This is a genomic window from Micromonospora sp. NPDC047707, assembly GCF_040704235.1.
In the GTDB taxonomy this organism is placed as follows: Bacteria; Actinomycetota; Actinomycetes; order Mycobacteriales; family Micromonosporaceae; genus Micromonospora.
Genome location: NZ_JBEYSU010000012.1, coordinates 1 through 19,625, shown reverse-complemented (window position 1 = coordinate 19,625; position 19,625 = coordinate 1). Strand labels below are relative to the sequence as shown.

Annotated in this window: 19 protein-coding genes; 12 read left to right on the top strand and 7 right to left on the bottom strand. The window is 74.5% G+C overall.

Translation table 11 applies throughout. The features are described 5' to 3' along the window. Positions 1-22: 22 nt before the first annotated feature. The 3 genes from AB0873_RS15615 (at position 23) to AB0873_RS15605 (ending at position 2,392) form a co-directional block, all read left to right on the top strand. Entirely contained in the window at positions 23-1,507 is a 1,485-nt protein-coding gene (locus tag AB0873_RS15615) for a S1 family peptidase (protein WP_366600430.1), read from the top strand. A 198-nt stretch (positions 1,508-1,705) separates the two neighbouring features. After that, a complete protein-coding gene (locus AB0873_RS15610) occupies positions 1,706-2,104 on the top strand; it encodes a DUF2267 domain-containing protein (protein WP_155331673.1) in 399 nt (132 codons plus the stop codon). 12 nt (positions 2,105-2,116) lie between these two features. Beyond that, positions 2,117-2,392, top strand: coding sequence for a hypothetical protein (locus tag AB0873_RS15605; RefSeq protein ID WP_155331672.1), 276 nt, complete (start codon positions 2,117-2,119; stop codon positions 2,390-2,392). Between the two features lie 122 nt (positions 2,393-2,514). On the opposite strand, the gene AB0873_RS15600 is transcribed toward AB0873_RS15605, so the two are convergent. Beyond that, on the bottom strand, positions 2,515-3,588 hold the full coding sequence (locus tag AB0873_RS15600; protein WP_366600429.1) for an SRPBCC domain-containing protein: 1,074 nt from the start codon (positions 3,586-3,588) through the stop codon (positions 2,515-2,517). Between the two features lie 154 nt (positions 3,589-3,742). Between AB0873_RS15600 and AB0873_RS15595 the strand changes: the two genes are divergently transcribed. From AB0873_RS15595 to AB0873_RS15575, 5 genes are all read left to right on the top strand, one after another. Continuing rightward, positions 3,743-5,002 (top strand): hypothetical protein, encoded by a 1,260-nt coding sequence (locus AB0873_RS15595; protein WP_366600428.1) that lies wholly within the window; start codon positions 3,743-3,745, stop codon positions 5,000-5,002. A 213-nt stretch (positions 5,003-5,215) separates the two neighbouring features. Then, on the top strand, positions 5,216-5,614 hold the full coding sequence (locus tag AB0873_RS15590; RefSeq protein WP_155331669.1) for a hypothetical protein: 399 nt from the start codon (positions 5,216-5,218) through the stop codon (positions 5,612-5,614). A gap of 143 nt (positions 5,615-5,757) precedes the next feature. Beyond that, positions 5,758-7,350, top strand: a complete 1,593-nt coding sequence (locus AB0873_RS15585; RefSeq protein ID WP_366600427.1) for a beta-1,3-glucanase family protein — start codon at positions 5,758-5,760, stop codon at positions 7,348-7,350. A gap of 274 nt (positions 7,351-7,624) precedes the next feature. After that, a complete protein-coding gene (locus AB0873_RS15580; protein WP_155331667.1) occupies positions 7,625-8,011 on the top strand; it encodes a DUF2267 domain-containing protein in 387 nt (128 codons plus the stop codon). A gap of 97 nt (positions 8,012-8,108) precedes the next feature. Beyond that, positions 8,109-8,921, top strand: a complete 813-nt coding sequence (locus tag AB0873_RS15575; protein ID WP_366600426.1) for an endonuclease/exonuclease/phosphatase family protein — start codon at positions 8,109-8,111, stop codon at positions 8,919-8,921. A gap of 3 nt (positions 8,922-8,924) precedes the next feature. Here the strand turns inward: AB0873_RS15575 and AB0873_RS15570 are convergent, their stop codons facing one another. Both AB0873_RS15570 and AB0873_RS15565 read right to left on the bottom strand, forming a co-directional pair. Continuing rightward, complete coding sequence (locus AB0873_RS15570) at positions 8,925-9,896, bottom strand: peptidoglycan DD-metalloendopeptidase family protein (protein ID WP_366600425.1); 972 nt, start codon at positions 9,894-9,896, stop codon at positions 8,925-8,927. 158 nt (positions 9,897-10,054) lie between these two features. After that, complete coding sequence (locus AB0873_RS15565) at positions 10,055-11,581, bottom strand: glycerol-3-phosphate dehydrogenase/oxidase (RefSeq protein ID WP_366600423.1); 1,527 nt, start codon at positions 11,579-11,581, stop codon at positions 10,055-10,057. 47 nt (positions 11,582-11,628) lie between these two features. On the opposite strand from AB0873_RS15565, the gene AB0873_RS15560 reads away from it, so the two are divergent. Beyond that, entirely contained in the window at positions 11,629-13,194 is a 1,566-nt protein-coding gene (locus AB0873_RS15560) for an FAD-binding oxidoreductase (RefSeq protein ID WP_366600422.1), read from the top strand. 1 nt (position 13,195) lies between these two features. Beyond that, entirely contained in the window at positions 13,196-14,056 is an 861-nt protein-coding gene (locus AB0873_RS15555) for a diacylglycerol kinase family protein (RefSeq protein WP_366600420.1), read from the top strand. Between the two features lie 66 nt (positions 14,057-14,122). Here the strand turns inward: AB0873_RS15555 and AB0873_RS15550 are convergent, their stop codons facing one another. Continuing rightward, entirely contained in the window at positions 14,123-15,049 is a 927-nt protein-coding gene (locus tag AB0873_RS15550; protein WP_366600419.1) for an SMP-30/gluconolactonase/LRE family protein, read from the bottom strand. A 111-nt stretch (positions 15,050-15,160) separates the two neighbouring features. Here AB0873_RS15550 and AB0873_RS15545 point away from each other — a divergent pair, with 111 nt between their 5' ends. After that, complete coding sequence (locus AB0873_RS15545; RefSeq protein ID WP_366600417.1) at positions 15,161-15,655, top strand: Lrp/AsnC family transcriptional regulator; 495 nt, start codon at positions 15,161-15,163, stop codon at positions 15,653-15,655. A gap of 46 nt (positions 15,656-15,701) precedes the next feature. On the opposite strand, the gene AB0873_RS15540 is transcribed toward AB0873_RS15545, so the two are convergent. Then, complete coding sequence (locus AB0873_RS15540; RefSeq protein WP_366600416.1) at positions 15,702-16,295, bottom strand: TetR/AcrR family transcriptional regulator; 594 nt, start codon at positions 16,293-16,295, stop codon at positions 15,702-15,704. A gap of 140 nt (positions 16,296-16,435) precedes the next feature. On the opposite strand from AB0873_RS15540, the gene AB0873_RS15535 reads away from it, so the two are divergent. Beyond that, complete coding sequence (locus AB0873_RS15535; protein ID WP_366600414.1) at positions 16,436-17,746, top strand: aminotransferase class V-fold PLP-dependent enzyme; 1,311 nt, start codon at positions 16,436-16,438, stop codon at positions 17,744-17,746. 82 nt (positions 17,747-17,828) lie between these two features. Here AB0873_RS15535 and AB0873_RS15530 read toward each other — a convergent pair whose 3' ends face one another. Both AB0873_RS15530 and AB0873_RS15525 read right to left on the bottom strand, forming a co-directional pair. Beyond that, positions 17,829-18,602 (bottom strand): peptidylprolyl isomerase, encoded by a 774-nt coding sequence (locus tag AB0873_RS15530; RefSeq protein WP_366600412.1) that lies wholly within the window; start codon positions 18,600-18,602, stop codon positions 17,829-17,831. A 203-nt stretch (positions 18,603-18,805) separates the two neighbouring features. After that, complete coding sequence (locus AB0873_RS15525) at positions 18,806-19,498, bottom strand: hypothetical protein (protein ID WP_366600411.1); 693 nt, start codon at positions 19,496-19,498, stop codon at positions 18,806-18,808. Positions 19,499-19,625: the final 127 nt, after the last annotated feature.

Genomic DNA, 19,625 nt, shown 5'->3' with positions numbered 1-19,625 from the left:
GCCGCTCCCGAGGAGGCCATGAATGAGACGAAGCCTCGCCGCCGTGGCAGCAGCCGTCCTGCTGCCCGTCGGCGCCATCGCCGTCGCGGTGCCGTCCGCCGCCACGGCGTCGCCCGCCACCACCACGAGCACCGCCGCACCGGCCGAGGCGGCGTCGTCGGAGATGCTCGCCGCGATGCAGCGCGACCTCGGCCTGACCGCCGACGCGGCCCGCACCCGCATCGCCCGCGACGAGAAGGGCAGCCGCACGGACGCCAGCCTGCGCCGGTCGCTCGGTTCCGCGTACGCCGGCGGCTGGCTGACCCCCGACGGCCTCGTCGTCGCCGTCACCGGCGCGGCGGCGGCCGACCGGGTGAAGGCCGCCGGAGCGCGGGCGACGATCGTCGGCCGCAGCGGCGCCCAACTCGACCGGGTCAAGTCGACGCTGGACCGCCACGCCGCGAAGGCGCCCGCCGAGTCGGTCCCCGGCTGGTACGTCGACGTCACCACCAACACCGTCGTGGTGCTCGCCCGCGGCGACACCCGGGCCGCCACGGCGTTCGTGCGGGCGAGCCGGGTCGACGCCGCCGCGATCCGGGTCGTCCGCACCACCGAGGCCCCCCGGACGTTCTACGACGTCCGCGGCGGCGACGCGTACTACATGGGCGGCGGACGCTGCTCGGTCGGCTTCTCGGTGACCGGCGGGTTCGTCACCGCCGGGCACTGCGGCACCACCGGCACCGCCACCCAGGGCTACAACCAGGTGTCCCAGGGCACCTTCCGCGGGTCGTCGTTCCCCGGCAACGACTACGCGTGGGTGCAGACCAACTCGAACTGGACCCCGCAGCCCTGGGTGAACAACTACTCCGGCGGCAACGTCACGGTGGCCGGCTCCACCGAGGCCGCGGTCGGCGCGGCGATCTGCCGCTCCGGTTCGACCACCGGCTGGCGCTGCGGCTCGGTCCAGGCCAAGAACCAGACCGTCAACTACCCGCAGGGTACGGTCACCGGCCTGACCCGCACCAACGCCTGCGCCGAGCCGGGCGACTCCGGCGGGTCGTGGCTGTCCGGGCAGCAGGCGCAGGGCGTCACCTCCGGCGGCTCCGGCAACTGCAGCTCCGGCGGGACCACCTACTTCCAGCCGCTCAACGAGATCCTTTCGGTGTACGGCCTGACGCTGCGCACCAGCGGTGGGGGCGAGCCGCCGCCGCCGACCGGCTGCACCGGCTACGAGGCCACCTACACCGGCAGCATCTCCTCGGGGCAGAGCCGCTACCAGCCGAACGGCAGCTACTACTACTCGTCCGTCTCCGGCACCCACCGCGGTTGCCTCGACGGGCCGACCGGGGTCGACTTCGACCTCTACCTGCAGAAGTGGAACGGGTCGACGTGGGTCGACGTGGCCGGCTCGTACAGCCCCGGACCGGACGAGACGATCAGCTACAACGGCACCGCGGGCTACTACCGCTTCGAGGTGCACGCGTACAGCGGTTCCGGCAGCTACACGCTGGGCATCACCAACCCCTGACCGGCACTCCGCCGCCGGCCCCGTCCGGACGGCGACGCCGGTGACGGCGGGGCGTGGATCCTCCGATCCGCGCCCCGCCGCTCGCTGCCGGTCGGCGGTTGCCGCTCGCCGGGCGCTCGCCGTCCGGTTCGGGGGCGGCCCGTTTGCGGACGTCGCCGCCGGGAACTCACCGGGCCCGTCCGAGAGGAAGGCCGCACGGTGAACGACAACGAGTTCCTCGCCCTGGTGGCGACCCGGTCCGGGATGTCGTCGGAGCAGGCCACCGCCGTCACACGGGCCACCCTGACCACGCTGGCCGAACGGATCGACGGCGGCGAGGCACGTGATCTGGCCAGCCAGCTCCCCGCCGGGCTGCGGGCGTACGCCTTCGGCGGCAGCGAGACCGGCGAGCGGTTCGGGCTCGACGTGTTCGTCGAACGGGTCAGTGGCCGCGCCGACGTCGACGTCGACCGCGCCCGGGACGGGGTGACGGCCGTCTTCGACGTCCTCCGGGACGCCCTCGGCCCCACCGGGTACGAGCAGGTGGTCACCCAGTTGCCCGCGGAGTACGGCGACGTCGCCGACCAGACCGCGCCGTACGCCCGGCGGCAGGCCTGACCGGGGGCCGGGATGACGACCGATCGGGAGGACATCGACCCGGTGCCCACGGCCACGGCGGCGGACGCGCAGGAGCAACGGCAGGACGAGACGGAGGTCGGCCCTGCCGACGCGGTGACGGACGCCGTGCCGGAGGCGTCCGAGGCGGACCTGGCCGAGCAGGGCGCGCTGCCGCCGCCCAGCGCCGGGGCCGGCCTGGCCGACGCCGCCGGAGGCGATGTCACCCCGGCGGACGCCCAGGAACAGAACCTGGAGATCCCGACGCCCGACGAGGACCGCCGGGACTGACCGCCCGGGTGCGGCGCCGTTCACCGCCGTGCGCCGCTCCTTCTCGGTGCGCGCGCCGCCCGCGCCGGTCGCCGTTTCCGGCCGCCGGCACGCCGTGGTGCCGGCACGCCGCGCCCGGACATTCAGACTCCGGTGCAGGCGGCCTCGCCCACCCGGCACGCCTCCGGCCCGGCCGGTTGGGTGCCGCGGACGTCGAAGGTGAAGGTCATGGACCCTCCCGCCGGTACCGGAGGACCCGAGAAGGTGGCCTCCTCCCCCTCCTGCCGCCAGGTGGCACCGTCGGCGTCGACGACGGCGGCGTCGCGGGCCAGGGTCACCACCACGGTCCAGGCGGCGGGAGTGGTGCCGGGGTTGGTCACCTCCACCTCGCCCGTCCATCCGAGGATCCGCTTCGAGCTTGTCTCGTAGCGGGCGGTCAGCCGGACCGCCGGGGACGCGCTGACCGACGGGCTCGGTGTCGCGCTCTTCGTGGGTGTGGCCCGGGGCCGGGCGGCCCGACTGGTCGCGCCGGTGGTGGGGCGCGACGGCGCGGACACCGCCGACGGCCGTGCGTCCGACGGCCCGGCGCTGAGTGTGGGTGCGGGATCGGCGAGGGCGCCGGCCGGTCGCGGGTCGGCCGGTGCGAGCGCCCACAGCGCCACCCCGGCAGCGAGCGTGCCGGCGGCCGCGACGGCGATCGTCGCCCACCGGCGGCGTGACCGCGCGGCCACCGCCGGGCCGGCCGGGGCTCCGCCCGGAACCTCCGGGCCGCCGACCGCGTCGCCGGCCCGCAGGTCCACCTCCCGGAAGGCCAGCCAGTCGAGGATGGCGGGCAGGCGGACGCCGAGGGCCTGCTGGTAGCACCGCTCGCGGTCGGTGCGCAGGGTGGTCGACCAGGCGCCGTACTCGAGGACCTCGCGCACCGTCAACCGGCAGCCGGCGCTGGTCGGGGTGACGGTGCAGGTGACCTCGCTCCGCCGACCGGCCTCGTGCCACCGCATCGCCAGGCGCCGCGGCGGCTGGCGGTCCAGCACGCTCACGTCGACGGCGGCCTCGAAGCCCGGCAGGTTGCCGGTGCTGAGCCGGGGGCCCGCCAGCGCTCCGGACGGGACCTCGACGTCGGCGAACCAGCGGCCGACCACCTCCGCGTCGGCCAGTGCCTGCCAGACCCGCGTGGGCGGGTGGAACAGCTCGCCGTCGACCTCGATCTCGATCACCGTCGGAATGTACGCCCCGGCGGCAGCCGGCGGTTCCGAGGGCGGACCGCGGGCGGCGTCGGTCCGCCCGTCCACCCGGGATCTGACATCCGGACCTTTCGGAATTAACGCCGCGTGACGTGTCCTTCCTGGAGCGTGACGGGTTGTATCACGTGTGACGACATCAACGGTCATCGAAGACCGGCGACCGGCGGAGGCCGCCCGATGGCGGACCACCTGGGCGCGCCTGGAGGACGACCGGCGGCGGCAGGCGTACGACGAAGCGACCTCGGCCTGGCAACGACATCACGACCACCTGGTACGGCTGCGGGCCGAGGCGGCCGACTTCCACGGCTGCCGGCCCCCGGCCGCCGGCCTGCCGGTGGAGTTCGAGGACGGTGAGGTCGTCCACCGGGTCGTGCCGGCGGCGCAGCTGGTCGAGGTCTCGGCACGGCACTCCCCCGGCCTCCCGGTCCCCGGGGTGACGACCGGCGTCCGTCCCGGGGCGTTCGGCCGGAGGACCCCACGTGGCCTGCGGGTCCTCGACGCCGGCACGATCGTGGTGACCGATCGACGGGTGACGTTCTCGGGCCGGCACGGCGACCGCGAGTGGCGGTTCACGGCCGTCTCCGGGCTCGCGCACCACCCTGACGCCCCGCTGTCACTGCTGCACACGGTCGACGGCCGTCGCCTCGCCGGCCTCCTGGCTCCGCCGGTGTCGGTGCTGAACGCCCGCTTCTATCTCACCCTCGCGTTCGCCGGCGCCACCGGGCAGCGCGGCGCGGTCGCCGCCGAGATCGACGACCTCCTCGCCGCGCACGAGGCGGCCCGGCCGACGCCACCACCGCCCGCGCGACCGGCGGACGCGCCGCTGACCGCCCTGCGGCCGGACCGCCGGGCGGGCACCGTGCTCGCCATGGCGGCGACCGTCGTCGCGTTGGGCTCCGGCGTCTTCGGTTCCGCGCCGACCGGCGAGCCGTACCGTGCGGAGGCCGGCGCCGCCGAACGGCCCGCCGCCGGACCGCCCGCCGCCGAACCGTCCCTCGGTGAGCCGCCCGCCGCCGCCGAACCGTCCCGCCCCGCCGACCCGGTGACTGCGACGACCGGCCCGTCGCCGAGCACCGCTCCCGCCGCGACGCCGGTCGTCCACACCGGACGGGGCCCCGCGCCCGCCGCACCGGGGACGCCGAGGGCCCCGCAGACCGCCGCACATCCGACGACCGGGAGCCACGGGCCGGGGCCGGCTCCCAGCGCCCGCCCGACCACCGGTCCGGCTCCCACCGCGCCGGCACCGACCACGGCAGCCCCGCCGGGTACGGCACCGTCGCCGACCGCCGCTCCACAGCCGGACACCCCCCAGTTGGTCACCGTGTGCCTGGGTCCGATCGCGCTTCCGTTGGTGGACCCGCTCCTCTGCCCGAAGGCGCCGGCCTGACCGACCGGCGTCCTCCTCCTCCGCAGCGGCGGGCACCGGAACCCACGACGCCGGGGCCGCGGAGTCGGATCAGCGACAGTTCGCCGTCCACCTCGTCCGGACCCCGGTCAGATGGCCGCTGAGCTGGTCTTTCGCACCATCCACGTGGCTATAGTCGAGGTGTCGCCCAGCGTCGGTCGACGGGACAGGTTCGACGCCCGGTGGAGGTGCGGCGTGGAAGCGTTCTTCGGCAGATACGGCAAGGCAATCGCCGCGATCGCGTTCGCGGCTCTCACCGCCCTGTACGCGACATCCTCCGGCGACGGCGTCGTCGACCCGGACGAGTGGATCGCGATCGCGATCGCCGCCGCCAGCGCGGTCGGCGTGTACGTCGTACCGCTGGCTCCGCAGTACCGGTGGACGAAGACGGCCGTCGCCGCGCTGCTGGCCGGCCTTCAGGTTCTCGCCACGGTGATCCTGGGCGGCGTGGACGCCAACGAGTGGCTGCTGATCGCCATCGCGATCGGGCAGGCGTTGGGCGTCGCCGCCGCACCGGCGACGTCGGACAACGGCGTCACCAGCCGCGTTCGGCCGGCTCCGCCCGCGGCACCCGGCCCGGTGACGGGCACCTGACCCGCGGCCCCGTTCGGGACGGGGAGCCCACCGGGAGCGACCTCGGCGCGATACATCGTTGTCAATCTATTGACACATGTTGTTAACGGCTGGACGCTGAGAGAGCGCTCTCTCAGCCCGTTCCGCCACCCCGAGGAGTTGCCGTGGGCATCCGAAGAAGACTCCTGGCCGCACTCTCCGCTCTGGTCGCCGCCGTCCCGGTGACCGCCGCCGCGTCCCCCGCCCTGGCGGTCGGCCCCGCGCTGCTGCCGGTCACCGTCACCAACAGCACCGGCCGCGGCGAGGCCGTCCACCTCTACGTGATCGGCACCCAGCTCGCCACCGGACGCCTGGGCTACGTCAACCAGGCCGGCACCTTCGTCCCCTGGTCCGGCGGGCAGGTTCCGCCGGCGCCGGCGCCGGACGCCTCGATCCCGGGACCCGGCACCGAGGGCACCACCACCATCCGCTTCCCGCGCGGCTTCTCCGGCCGCGTCTACTTCTCCTTCGGCGAGAAGCTCAGGTTCTTCCTGACCCCCGACGGTCTCGTGCAGCCCGCGCCGTGGGCGCCCGGGGACGCCAACCGCGACATCCTCTTCGACTGGAGCGAGTTCACCTACAACGACGCCGGGCTGTGGCTCAACAGCTCGCAGGTCGACATGTTCGCCGTGCCCCACGCGGTCACCGTCACCGGCGCCGACGGCGTCACCAGGCGCACCGGCGACGTGGTGGCCAACGGCCGCACCGCCATCATCGACGGCATCCGGTCGCAGCCGGGCTGGGCGAACACCATCCACACCCGCTCCGACGGAACGGTGCTGCGCGTGCTGGCTCCCGGCAAGGCGGCCGGAGCCGGCCTGTTCAGCACCACCTACCTGGACCCGTACATCGCGTCGGCCTGGAACGCGTACACCACCAGGACGCTGACCGTCGTGCCGTTCGCGAACCAGCCGCACATCCGCTACTTCGGGCGGACCTCCGGCACCGTCATGACCTTCACCAACGGCTCCGGCCAGGTGGTCGCCGCCTTCAACCGGCCCTCGTCGGCCAGCGTGTGGGGCTGCGACGGCGACCTGCCCGCGCCGAACGACCAGGTGGTCGGCCCGATCTCCCGTACGCTGTGCGCCGCGCTGAACCGGGGCACCCTCGGCACCATCGACACGCAGCCCAGCACCAACCCGGCCGAGTTCTACCGCAACAACCCGACCAACCACTACGCCCGCGTCATCCACGCCAACATGGTCGACGGCAAGGCGTACGCCTTCGCCTTCGACGACGTGGGCGCGTTCGAGTCGCTGGTCCACGACGGCGACCCCCGCTCCGCCGGCCTGATCCTCAGCCCGTTCGGCGCGGGCGGGCCGGGCGGCCCCGGCAGCGGGGTCCCGCTGGTGAGCAACTGGAACAACAAGTGCATCGACGTGCCCAGCTCCAACTTCAGCGACCGGGTGCCGCTGCAGACATGGGGCTGCAACGGCACCGACGCGCAGAAGTGGACGTTCACCGGCAGCGCCGTGCGGAGCCGGAACAACAAATGCATGGACGTCGACGGCGGCGCGACCGGCAACGGCGCGGTCATCCAGCTCTACACCTGCAACGGCACCGGCGCGCAGCAGTTCACGCTGACCGCCGGCGGCGACCTGGTCAACCTGCGCGCCAACCGGTGCGTCGACATCAAGGACTGGAACGGCGCCGACGGCGCCCGACTCCAGCTCTGGGACTGCGCCGGCACCGCCAACCAGAAGTGGCGCAAAGGTTGAGCCCGCACGGGCAGGCAGAACGAGTGGGAGCTCTCCCAGGGACACCACCGGGTCGCGGCGCCGACCAGGTGCGGCGCCTGCCGGGCTGACGCCCACGCCGGCCCCCGTCCGCGGCACGGACGGGGGCCGGCCACGGACGCCGCAACTATCCGGCCCCCATGGGCTTTCCCGCTCCGGTACCGGGTAATCGGTGCCACCCCGCCGCCGCGGTCAGGACGCCGCCGCCGGGGCGGGCGCAGGGATCCCACCCCGGGACCGCGGGAAGGAGCGGGTCATGGAGTACGAGCAGTTGATCGCCACCGTACGACGTCGCGCCGGGCTGAGCGACGAGGAGGCCGAGCGGTCCGTGCGGGCCGTCCTGTCGACGCTCGGCGAGCGGCTCGCCGGCCGCGAGGCCGACCACCTCGCGGCCCAGCTACCCGACCGACTCGACCAGTTCGTCACCCGCAACCCGCAGGGACGACGGTGGGACGTCGGCGAGTTCCTGCGGATCGTCGGCCGACGGGAGCAGTGCGCGGACGCCGACCTGGTACGCCAGCACGCCCAGGCCGTCCTGGTCACCGTCGCCGAGGCGCTCGACGACGACGAACGCGCCAGCCTGCTCGCCCAGCTTCCCGGCGGCATCATCGACCTCTTCGGTGTCCCCGCGCCGCGCGGCTGACCATCACCGGCGCAGCGGCACGTGCCGATACACTTGCCCCAGCCGGATTCGGGGCGGGTGCATGGCTGGTCGTTCGTACCGTTTTCTTCGGCGATTCATGGCCGGCGTGTGCCTGGTCTCGGTGGCGGCGCTGCCCGCCGGATCGTCGGTCGCCGGCCCGGCCGGCGCCACCTCGGTGCGGGTGCTCCAGATGAACCTGTGCAACAGCGGCATGGCCGGCTGCTACACGGGCCGGTCGGTGGCCGAGGCCAGCCGCGTGATCCGGGTCGAGAAGCCCGGTCTGGTCGCTCTCAACGAGGTCTGTGCGGACGACGTGGCCGCGCTCGAGCGGACGATGGCGGGCGTCCACGCCGGCGGTACCGTCGTCGCGGCCTTCCGGGCCGCCCGCAACCGCCGGACCGGTGGCCCGTACCGGTGCCTGAACGGCGAGGAGTACGGCGTCGGGCTGCTGGCGCACATCCCGGCGCCGTACCGTGGCCACACCGTGCACAGCGGGATCTACCCCATGCAGGACGCGGCGGACCCCGAGGAGCGGGCCTGGCTCTGCGTCGACGCCACCAGCGCCCTCTCCGCCTGCACCACCCACCTGGCGTACACCAGCCCGGTCCTGGCGCTCGCCCAGTGCGCCTACCTGCTCGGCACGGCCATCCCGCTCGTGCGCCTCCGCGACCCCCGCCAGCCCGCGGTCGTGTCCGGCGACCTCAACCTGCGGCACGGCGGCTCGCCCGACGTACGGTCCTGCGTCCCGTCGGACTACCTGCACAGCCACGACGGCGCGGTGCAGCAGCTCATGGCGACCGGCGGACTGGCCGTCCACTCCAGTCGGTCGGTCGGCATGGGCGGGACCACCGACCATCCGAGCTTCCTGGTCACCCTCACGGTCGGTCGTGGGCGGAGCCGGGCCCACTGACAGTCAGCCCAGCGGTGGCTGCGGGGCGACACCGCGCGTCGCGTAGTAGCAACCGGTCGTGGGCAGGCCGGTCGCGGCCGGCGGGGTGACGCCGTCGTAGATCGCGAGAAGGAAGGCCTGCGGGCACCGCCGGGTGCTGCCGGTGCGGATGCCGAAGTGCAGGTGCGGTCCGGTGGAGTTGCCCGTGTTGCCGGTCAGGCCGATCTGCTGTCCGGGTGAGACGGACGCGCCGTTGCCGACCGACCAGGACGAGAAGTGGCAGTAGGTGTAGACCGCCCCGTCGGCGCCGGTGAGGTTGACGCCCCGGCCGCAGGAGCTGTCGTCGATGATGGTCACGGTTCCGGCGCGTACGGCGTAGGCGGGCGTCCCGGTGCCGACCGGCAGGTCGATCGCCGGGTAGTCGTGGTGCGGGTCGTCGTACTCGGTGCGCGGCAGCGCGCTCTTCGGCACGGGCAGGGAGAACGCGGGGCCGCCGGTGGTGGAGGTGACGCGGACGGCGTCCGCGACGACGTAGCCGATGCCGCTGGTCCAGCGGCTGACCCCGACCACGTTGCGGTCGCCGGCGGCCAGGGTGAAGGTGCCGAGGGCGACCCAGCGTCCGCCGCTGGCCCGCTGGTCGACGGTCACGCTCTGGCTGCCGCTGCTCGTCGCCACGACGAACGGGGTGGCGTTGTTGTATCCGGGGTCCGCCGGGTACCACACCTCGACCAGGTGCGGGCCGGTCGCGGCGACGGCCGCACGGAACCAGGCGACATCGCTCGCTCCGGTGTACGGGGTGGCGAACCGGTAGTCCGGCCCGTACCTCTGGCTCGACCAGGAGGACGTACCCCAGTTGGCGCTGGCGGTGAAGCGGCCGGGGGTCGCGTTATCCACGGTGACCGTCGCGGCGGACGCGGACCCGGCCGGGGCGAGCAGGACGAGCGAGACCGCGGCGAGCGCCGTGACCAGGGAACGCAGGGTTGCGGTGAGTCTCATGAGGTCCTCCGCGAGGTCGAGGACGCAGGGGCACGGCGGGCGCCGGACCGCTCTGGCGACCATCAGGTGCAGGCACGATACATCTCGACACACATCGATGTCGATAGTTGCCCGCTTGCCTCAGTCTCGCGAAGGTTTTCGCCGCGCCCGGTGCCGGGTCAGCGCTCGGCGGCGAGGGCGAGGACGTCCCGCGCCACGGGCAGCGCGGCCTCCCGGCGCGCCGGGACGAGTCCGATCCGGGTACGCCGGTCGAGCAGGTCGTCGACGGTGAGGGCAAGCTCGTGCCGGGCCGCCCAGAGCAGTTCGGCGCCGGTGACCGGGATGTCGGGGCCGATCGGCCGGCGGAGGTGGGCCGGCGCCTCGGCCAGCACGTCGACCGCTTCGGTGCCGTACCGCTGGACGAGCCGGCGCGGCGCGGGCACCCGGGCCAACTGAGCCCTGCTGGCGGCGCCGGGCAGCGGGAGGCGGCGGGTCCGGCAGGGGCCGGCGGTCAGGCCCCGGCGGCGCACGGCGGTGTCGACCGCGTCCTGCGCCATCCGGCGGTAGGTGGTGAGCTTCCCGCCGACGACGCTGATGATGCCGTCCGGGTCGTCGATGACGGCGTGCCGCCGGGACAGGTCGGCGGTCCGGGCGTCGGCGTCGGCGAGCAGCGGCCGCAGCCCGGCGTACGCGCCGAGGACGTCGTCGGGGCGCAGGGGCTGGTCGAGGACGCTGTTGAGCACGTCGAGCAGGAAGGCGATGTCGGCGTCGGTGGGTTGCGGCACGTCGGGAACGGGCCCGTCCACCGGTTCGTCCGTCAGCCCGGCGTAGACCAGGCCGTCGGTCTGGGGCAGGGCGAAGACGTAGCGGGTGAACTCGCCGGGCACCGGGATGGTCAGCCCGGCCCAGAGCCCGCTCAGCCGGGCGGCGGACAGGACGATGTGGGTGCCCCGGGAGGGGCGCAGGCGGACGTGCGGGGTCAGGTCGCTCGCCCACACACCGGTCGCGTTGACCACGGCGCGCGCGGCCACCTGCAGGCGGGTACCGGTGCGGGTGTCCTCGACGGTGGCGCCGTCGCGGTGCAGCTCGACGGCCCGGCAGCGGGACAGCACCCGGGCGGATCGCGCGGCGGCCGCGCGGGCCAGGCCGACCACGAGCCGGGCGTCGTCGCAGAGCTGACCGTCCCAGGACAGGTGCGCCCCGCGGAGCCCGGCCGCACGCAGCGCGGGCGCCATCGCGGTCGCCTCGGCGGGACCGAGCCGGCGGGCCCGGGGCAGGGTCCGGCGGGAGGTGCCGGCACAGGCGCGCAGCAGGTCGCCGGCACGCAGGCCGGCCGCCGCCGCGCGATCCTGCCACCCGGTGGTGTACCGGGTGGCCGGCAGCAGCATCGGCAGCGGCCGGGTCAGGTGCGGGGCGGTACGGGTCAGCAGGACGTGCCGCTCGGCGGCGCTCTCGTACGCGACGCCGACCTGGCCGTGGGCGAGGTAGCGCAGGCCGCCGTGGACCAGCTTGGAGCTCCAGCGGGACGTGCCGTGGGCCAGGTCCTCGGCGTCGACGGCCACCACGGACAGGCCGCGGCTCGCCGCGTCGAGCGCCACCCCGGCGCCGGTGACGCCGAGCCCGACGACGAGGACGTCGACCGGGGTGCCGCCGGCCAGCTCCGCCAGCTCCCGCTCACGGCGTACGCCGGTCAGCGATGCCTCCACGAACCCCTCCTTGCGATGGAGTGACGTTTGATGTCACTCTGTCACACATGGATGTGCGAGGGGAAGCGTCGTCCGCCGGCTGGGCCCGGTGGGGCACGGCGACGAACGCGAAGGTGCTGCCGGACTCCGCCGCGAAGCTGCTGGCGCAGGTGCTCGACCTGACGCCTCCGCCGCCGCCGGTGCCGCTGGCGGAGGCGGCGGTGCCGGAGTGCGAACTGGACGTCGCGGTCCTCGACGCCCTGCGGCAGGTGGTCGGCGACGGGCACGTCCTCACCGCCGCCGAGGCGCGGGCACGGCACGCCTCCGGCATGTCGACGCCCGACCTGCTGCGGGACCGGCGCGGACAGGTGCGACCGGCCCCGCAGGCCGTGGTCCGGCCGGCCGACCACGCTGAGGTGGTGTCCGTCCTCGACGTCTGCTCCCGGCACCAGGTGGCGGTGGTGCCCTTCGGCGGCGGCACCTCGGTCGTGGGCGGGTTGACGCCCACCGCGACCCGGCACGTGACCGTCGACCTGGGCCGGCTGGACGCGCTGGTCGCCGTCGACCCGGTGTCGCGGACGGCGGTCCTGCAGGCCGGGGTGCGCGCCCCGCGCGCCGCCGACCTCCTCGCCGAGCACGGGTTCACCCTCGGCCACGTCCCGCAGTCCTACGAGTACGCCACCATCGGCGGCTTCGCCGCCACCCGGTCGTCCGGGCAGGCGTCGGCCGGCTACGGCCGCTTCGACGACATGGTGGCGGCGCTGACCGTCGCCACCCCCCGCGGCACCGTCCGGGTGGGCCGCGCGCCCGCCTCGGCCGCCGGTCCCGACCTGCGGCAGCTCTTCCTGGGCAGCGAGGGGACGCTCGGCATCATCACCGACGTGACGCTGCGGGTGCGCCCCCTGCCGGCGCGGTCGCACTACGAGGGCTGGCGGTTCGAGTCGTTCGCCGCCGGCCTGCACGCCGTACGGCGGCTGGCGCAGGACGGGCCGCGGCCCACGGTGCTGCGGCTGTCCGACGAGGTCGAGACGATGATCGGGGCCACCGGCTCCGGCCGCTCGGAGGGGGGCTGCCTGCTGGTCGCCGGGTACGAGGGCGAGGACGTCCAGCCCACCGTCGAGGCGGCCGCCGGTGTCCTGGCCGCACACGGGGGCACGCCGCTGGGCCCGGAGGCGGGGCGGCAGTGGGAACGGCACCGCTTCGACGCCCCGTACCTGCGGGACGCACTGCTGGACGCGGGGGCGTTCGCGGAGACCCTGGAGACCGCCGCGTACTGGTCGGCGGTGCCGGCGGTGCACGACCGGGTCCGGCAGGCCATCCTCGACGCGCTGCCGGACGGGGCCCTGGTGCTGGCCCACGTCTCCCACGTCTACGAGACCGGCGCGTCGCTCTACTTCACCGTGATCTGCTCCCCCGGCCCCGACCCGATCGGCCGCTGGCACGCCGCGAAGGCGGCGGCCAGCGACGCGATCGCCGCCACCGGCGCCACGATCACCCACCACCACGGCGTCGGCGCGGACCACCGACCCTGGTACGCCGCCGAGATCGGCGACGTCGCGGTGGACCTGCTCCGAGCGGTCAAGGGGCACCTGGACCCGGCCGGCGTCCTCAACCCCGGCATCCTGGTGCCGTGAGGTGCGCGCCTTCGCCGTGATCCTCGGGCCGGCCGCACGCCGAGGACTGTCCCGCCTGATGCCGGTGGCCCACCGGCTCCGCGCCGCCGGCGCCCGGATCCGGGTCGAGTACACGCAGACCGCCACGGAGGCCCGGCGACACGCCGCCACGGCGGTGCAGGGTGGTGAGGTCGTCGTCGCCGCCGGGGGCGACGGCACGATCCGGCTGCTCGCCGGCGCGGTCGCCGACGCCGGCGGCCTGCTCGGCGTCGTCCCGGCCGGGCGCGGCAACGACCTCGCCCGCCAGCTGGCGTTGCCGCACTCCCCCGACGCGGTCGCCGACCTGCTGCTGCACGGCCCGACCCGGCACCTCGACGTGCTCCGCGTCGCCGGGCAGACGATCGTCGGCAGCGTCTACGCCGGCCTCGACGCGGCGGCCAACGAACTGGCCAACCGGTCCCGACTACCCGCCTCGCTGGTGTACCCCACCACCGGGCTGCGCGCGCTGCTGCGCTGGCCGCGCACCCGGTACACGATCACCGTCGACGGCCGCACCGAGGAGGTGTACGCGTACACGGTGGTCGCCGCCAACTGCGGCTACTACGGCGGCGGACTGCACGTCGCCCCCGCGGCGCGGCCCGACGACGGAGCGCTGGACGTGGTCGTGATCGGACACGCCACCAAGCTGCTGTTCCCGGTGGCGCTCCGGCGGATGCGCACCGGCCGGCACGTCGGGCTCCCGCAGGTCACCACCTACCGCGGCAGGTCGGTCACGGTCCACGCCGACCGCCCGGTGGCCGTGTACGGCGACGGCGACCCCGTCGGCCGGGTGGACCGGGTGCACGTCGAGGTTCGTCCGCGGGCCCTTCGGATCATCGCCTAGCTGCCCGTGCACGTCGGCGCGAGCCGCACCGCGTCGTACGTTCGGCGGCCGCGACGTCGTTCACGGTCACCCGATTCCACTGTGCTGGGGATAGCGGGCACCGTTGACGGTGACCCGCAGCGTGTACACGCTGGTCCCCGCGGTGACGAACAGGTGGTTGCGCTTGGGTCCGCCGAACGTGAGGTTGGCGACGGATTCCGGCAGCAGCAGCTTGCCGATGAGGGTGCCATCGGGGTCGAAGCAGTGCACGCCGTCCCAGGCGGCAGCCCAGACCCGTCCGGCGTCGTCCAACCGGAGCCCGTCGAAGCGTCCGTTGTCGCACTCGGCGAAGACCTTCCCACCGGACAGGGTGCCGTCGGCGGTGACGTCGAAGACGCGGATGTGGCTGGGTTCCTGCCGGGTGTCCGCGATGAAGAGTCGCTGCTCGTCGGGAGAGAAGGCCAGGCCGTTCGGTCGGCAGAAGTCGTCGGCGACCATCCGCAGCTCGCCGGTTGCCGGGTCGAGGCGGAACACGTGGCAGGCGCCGCCGAACTCGCTGTCGCCCTGGTTGCCCTCGTAGTCGCTGAAGATGCCGTAGGTCGGGTCGGTGAACCAGACCGTGCCGTCCGCGCGGACGACCACGTCGTTGGGGCTGTTGAGCCGCTTGCCCTGGTACCGGTCAGCCAGCACGGTGATCGTGCCGTCGTGCTCGGTGCGGGTGACCCGTCGGTTGCCCTGCTCGCAGGTGATCAGCCGGCCTTGCCGGTCGACGGTGTTGCCGTTGGCGTAACCGGAGCAGTGGCGGAAGACGCCGACGGCGCCGGTGGTCTCGTCCCAGCGCAGCAGCCGGTCGTTGGGGATGTCGCTCCACACCAGGTAGCGCCCGGCCGGGCAGTACGCCGGGCCCTCGGTCTTGCGCGAGCCGGTGTGGAGGCGTTCGACGACGAAGTCGCCGTTGACGTACCGGAAGCGTTCGTCGAGCACCTGGAACTGGGCGGGAATGGTCTCGGCCACCTGAGGCTCCTCACCTGAGCGGAGTCATGTTCGGCAGAACGCTAACACCGCCGAACCTGGTATGGTCAACATGCTAGTTGGACGGTTCACGTTCTAAGGGAGTGGGGCGCAGTGGACGAGGTAGACCGGGCGCTGCTCGCGGAGTTGCAGGCCGACGCCACGCAGGCGTACGCGGCCCTCGGCAAGGTGGTCGGGCTGTCGGCGGGGTCAACCCACGAGCGGGTACGCAAGCTGCGCGAACGTGGGGTCATCCGACGTACCACTGTCGACGTCGATCCAGCCGCCGTCGGCCGTGGCGTGCTGGCGTTCGTCATGCTCCAGGCCAACGCCTGGATGGGCGACCCACCGACCCGGGACGCTCTCGCGGCCATCCCCCAGATCCAGGAGGCCCACATCATCGCCGGGTCCGCGTCGCTGCTGGTGAAGATCCGCACCTCGACTCCGGAGGAGCTCCAGGCGGTGCTGCGCCGCCTCTTCGACGTCGAGGGTGTCACCGGCACCCAGACCATCGTCGCGCTCGAGACGTTCTTCGAACGACCAATGAACGTCACCGATCTGGACGCCGGCCCGACCGCCGGTCAGCGATCGCGGCCCGCGAACACGTAGGGTCCGCGACGCGGCCGCGCACCCACCACGGACCCCGGCGCCAGTCCTAGTCCGGTCGCAGGTAGCCGTCGACCAGCCGGGCCAGTTCCTGGTCGAACTCGGTGGCCGGCACGGTGTCGGCGACCGTGCGGACGGAGAGCACGAAGGACTGCGTCGTCAGGAAGACCGCACGGGCCATGACACCGGCGTCGCCGGACCGGATCGAGCCGTCCATGCGACCGTCGGCCAGGGCCGCCGCCAGGAACCGCAGCATCTCGTCCTGGCCGTTGCCGCGCCGGTCGAGAAGGTACGGGAGCAGCACCTCGGGATCGACGTCCCGGATCTTGCAGAGCAGCGGGTGCTCCCGCAGCAGTCGCGCACCCGCCACCACCCGTGCCACCACGCGTGCCCGGGCCGGCCCCTCACCCTCGTCGGCCGCGGTGGCCATCAGCACCTGGTGCCACTCGCGGCTCATCAGGTCGCCGATGAGCGACTGCACGTCCGGCCAGCGCCGGTAGACGGTCATCCGCGAGACCCCGGCACGTCGCGCCACGTCCGTCAAGGTCGTGCGACGGACGCCGTAGGCGAGGACGCAGTCCCGGGCGGCGTCCAGGACCACGTCGTCGATCGCACGCTCCCCGGACTGGCTCACCTCCACCACGCCGAATGTCTACCACGCGCCCACCCGCGCCGGGCACCGGCAGGCCGGCTCCCCGGGGCGCGCCGCGCCCCGCCGGATCGGCGCTCCGCTCGCGACCTCCCGGTGATGTGTCCGTGACGTCGGCGGCGGACGATGGTCCTGTGCAGTTCACCCGACGGGGCCTGCTCGGCGTGACCGCGGCGGCCGGCATGACCGGCCTCGCGGCCGGCTGCGAGCCGACCGGGCGGGAGTCCGCCGCCCGACCGGCCGCCAGCACACCCGCGCTGGACCCGGCGAGCTGGGACAGCGTCCGGGCGCAGTTCGCGATCGACCGGGCCAGGGCGCACCTGGCCACGTTCGTCTTCGCGCCCCATCCCGCGCCGGTCCGCGCCGCCGTCGCCGCGCACCGGGACGGGCTGGACCGGGACGCGACGGGTTACCTGGCGGCCAACGAGGAACGGCTCGACGCCGCCGCCCTGGCGGCGGCCGCCGGGCACCTGGGGACGCGCCCCGACCAGATCGCCCTGACCGACTCGACCACGATGGGCCTCGGCCTGCTCTACACCGCCGTACGGCTGCGCCCCGGCGACGAGGTCCTGACCACCGAGCACGACTTCTACGCCACGCACGAGTCGTTGCGGCTGCGGGCCCAGCGCGACGGTGTCACCGTCCGCCGGGTGCGCCTCTACCGGGACCCGGCGGTGACCCGCGTCGACGAGGTGGTCGGCAACCTGGCGGCGGCGGTCACCCCGCGCACCCGGGTCGTCGCGCTGACCTGGGTGCACTCCAGCACCGGCGTGAAGCTGCCGATCCGGCAGCTCGCCGAGGCCGTCCGCGCCCGCAGCCCCGAGGCGCTGGTCTGTGTGGACGGGGTGCACGGCTTCGGCGCCGAGGCCGCCACCCCCGATCAGCTCGGCTGCGACGTGCTCGTCTCCGGCTGCCACAAGTGGCTGCTCGGGCCGCGTGGCACCGGCCTGGTCTGGGGCAGCGAGCGCGCCTGGGCCCGGATGACTGCGGTGATCCCGCCCTTCGACCGGCGCAGCATCGGCCACTGGCTGTCCGGCGGCGCGGGTGCACCGGCGGTACCGGGCGGCCCGGCGCACACGCCCGGGGGCTACCACACCTTCGAGCACCGGTGGGCGCTGGCCGAGGCGTTCGACCTGCACCGCCGGATCGGCCCGGAGCGGGTCGCCGCGCGGACCCGCGAACTGGCCGACCGGCTCAAGGGCGGCCTGGCCGGCATCCGCGGCGTGCGGCTGGTCACGCCGCGCTCCGCCGAACTGTCCGCCGGCGTCGTCTGCTGCGCCGTCGCCGACCTGCCGGTGGGCGAGGTGGTCGGCCGGCTGCACGCCGCCGGAGTGATCGCCAGCAGCACGCCGTACAACCCCTCGTACGTGCGGTTCGGCGCGACCATCGCCAACAGCGAGGCGGACGTCGACGCGGCGCTGGCGGCGGTTCGCGGGCTGATGTGAGGGGACACCCCGCCGGTGATACGGGTGCGCCACCAGCGGCGTCGTGACGCCCGGCGGGGCACCGGACCGCCCCGCCGGATCGTCAGCGGCCCCGCTTGGCGCGGCAGATCTCCACCGGCACGGCCGGCGCGCCGTCGACCGGCGCCGGGTCCTCCGGGGTGGCGGCGATCCCGCCGGCCGCGATCCGGTCCAGGGTGGCCAGTCCGGCCTCGTCGACCGTGCCGAAGACGGTGTAGTTGGGGCGCAGCGCCGAGTCGGACTGCACCAGGAAGAACTGGCTGCCGTTGGTGTCCGGGCCGGCGTTCGCCATCGCGAGGGTGCCCCGGGCGTAGAGCCGGCGGACCCCGGTCGGGTCGGTCGGCGCCGGTGGCAGGTCGGTCGGCAGCTCGTCGGCGTACCGGTAGCCGGGGCCCCCGGAGCCGGTGCCGGACGGGTCGCCGCACTGCAGCACCTTGAGGGTCGGGTACGCGGTGAGCCGGTGGCAGGTGGTCCGGTCGTAGAACCGGTGCCGGACCAGGTGCAGGAAGCTCTGCACGGTGCACGGCGCCTGCTCCCGGTCGAGGGTCAGCCCGATCGGGCCCTGGTTGGTCCGCAGGGTGACCCGGACGGTGCCGTGGTCGGGCGTGCGCCGCGGGTCCGGCGGCAGCGGCACCGGCCGGGCCGCCGGCTCCTCCGGCGTCGGCGTGTACGCGCACGGTCCCTTCGTGGGCGTCGTCGCGCTGGGCATCGTCGCGGTGGGTGGCGCGGCGATGGCGGCGGTGCCGCCCGCGGCGACCAGCGCGGCGGACACCACCGCGACGCCGGCGAGGCGGGACAGCCGCGGCGGAGCGGCGTGCGCTCGGGTTTCGCTCGACACGTGGATCCTCCCCTGGACTCGTGGTACCAGAAAGACCGGAGTCTATGGATCCGGCGCCGCGATGTCGATCGATGCGGCGGCAGGTTTCCGGACCACGGTGTAGCGGCGGACCCGTTCCGCGGCCGGCGGTTCGCGCGGGCTCCGTCGGGCGCCGACGCGTGGCTGTGTCGATCCCCGACAGCGATCGGTGAGCGGGAGTGCTTTCAGGCCGCGGTCGGCGCCGGAGCCCGCCGCGTCCCGAGCGGGAAGGGACGGGCCAGTAGCCCGGCGAGCCCCCGCGGATGGAAGGCGCCCGGCACGAGCACGGCGCACGCGAGCAGTCCCGGCAGCACCCCGAGGGTGTGTAGCGCGATGCTGACGACGGCCGCCGTGCCGAGCCCGAGGCTGACGGCCACGGCCAGCAGCAGGCCCACCGCCCGCACCCGGCCGAGCCCGTCGCCGGCCCACCACCCCGCCTGGAGCCACAGCATCGTCGGGAGCAGGACCGCCCCCATGCCGTACAGCGTGAGGGCCACCGGGCTGGTGAGGAACGCGAGCGGGTCGACCGCGCCCGCCTGCCAGGCCGCGGTGGTGGGGGCGAAGAACCGGCGGTACCCGGTGCCGTCCCAGCCGTACGCCAACACGAAGAACATCGCGAAGTAGCCCACCGGCATCTGCAGCCAGGAGAGGTACCGGTGCCCGCTGCGCCACAGGTGCCGGGCCACGGCGTACCCGACGATGCCCTGGGTCACGTTGGTGACCGCGAAGGCGGCGACCAACCAGGCCGGCAGGTCGGCGGGCGCGACCGCCGCGTGCATGGTCTCCCAGCCGGTGAACTGCCACAGCAGCCACAACCCGCTGGGGGCGAAGAGACACGCCAGGAACAGCACCGTCGTGGTGAACCGACGGTCGGACAACAGGGGGCGGACCGGTTCCGCGGCGGCCGCCCCGGGGGGCCCCCCGCCCCAAACCCCGCCCCTAGCCGTAGCCCCCAAAAACGGAAACCGGGCCCAGCAAACAACAGTAGGGGGCAACCGGGCCGGC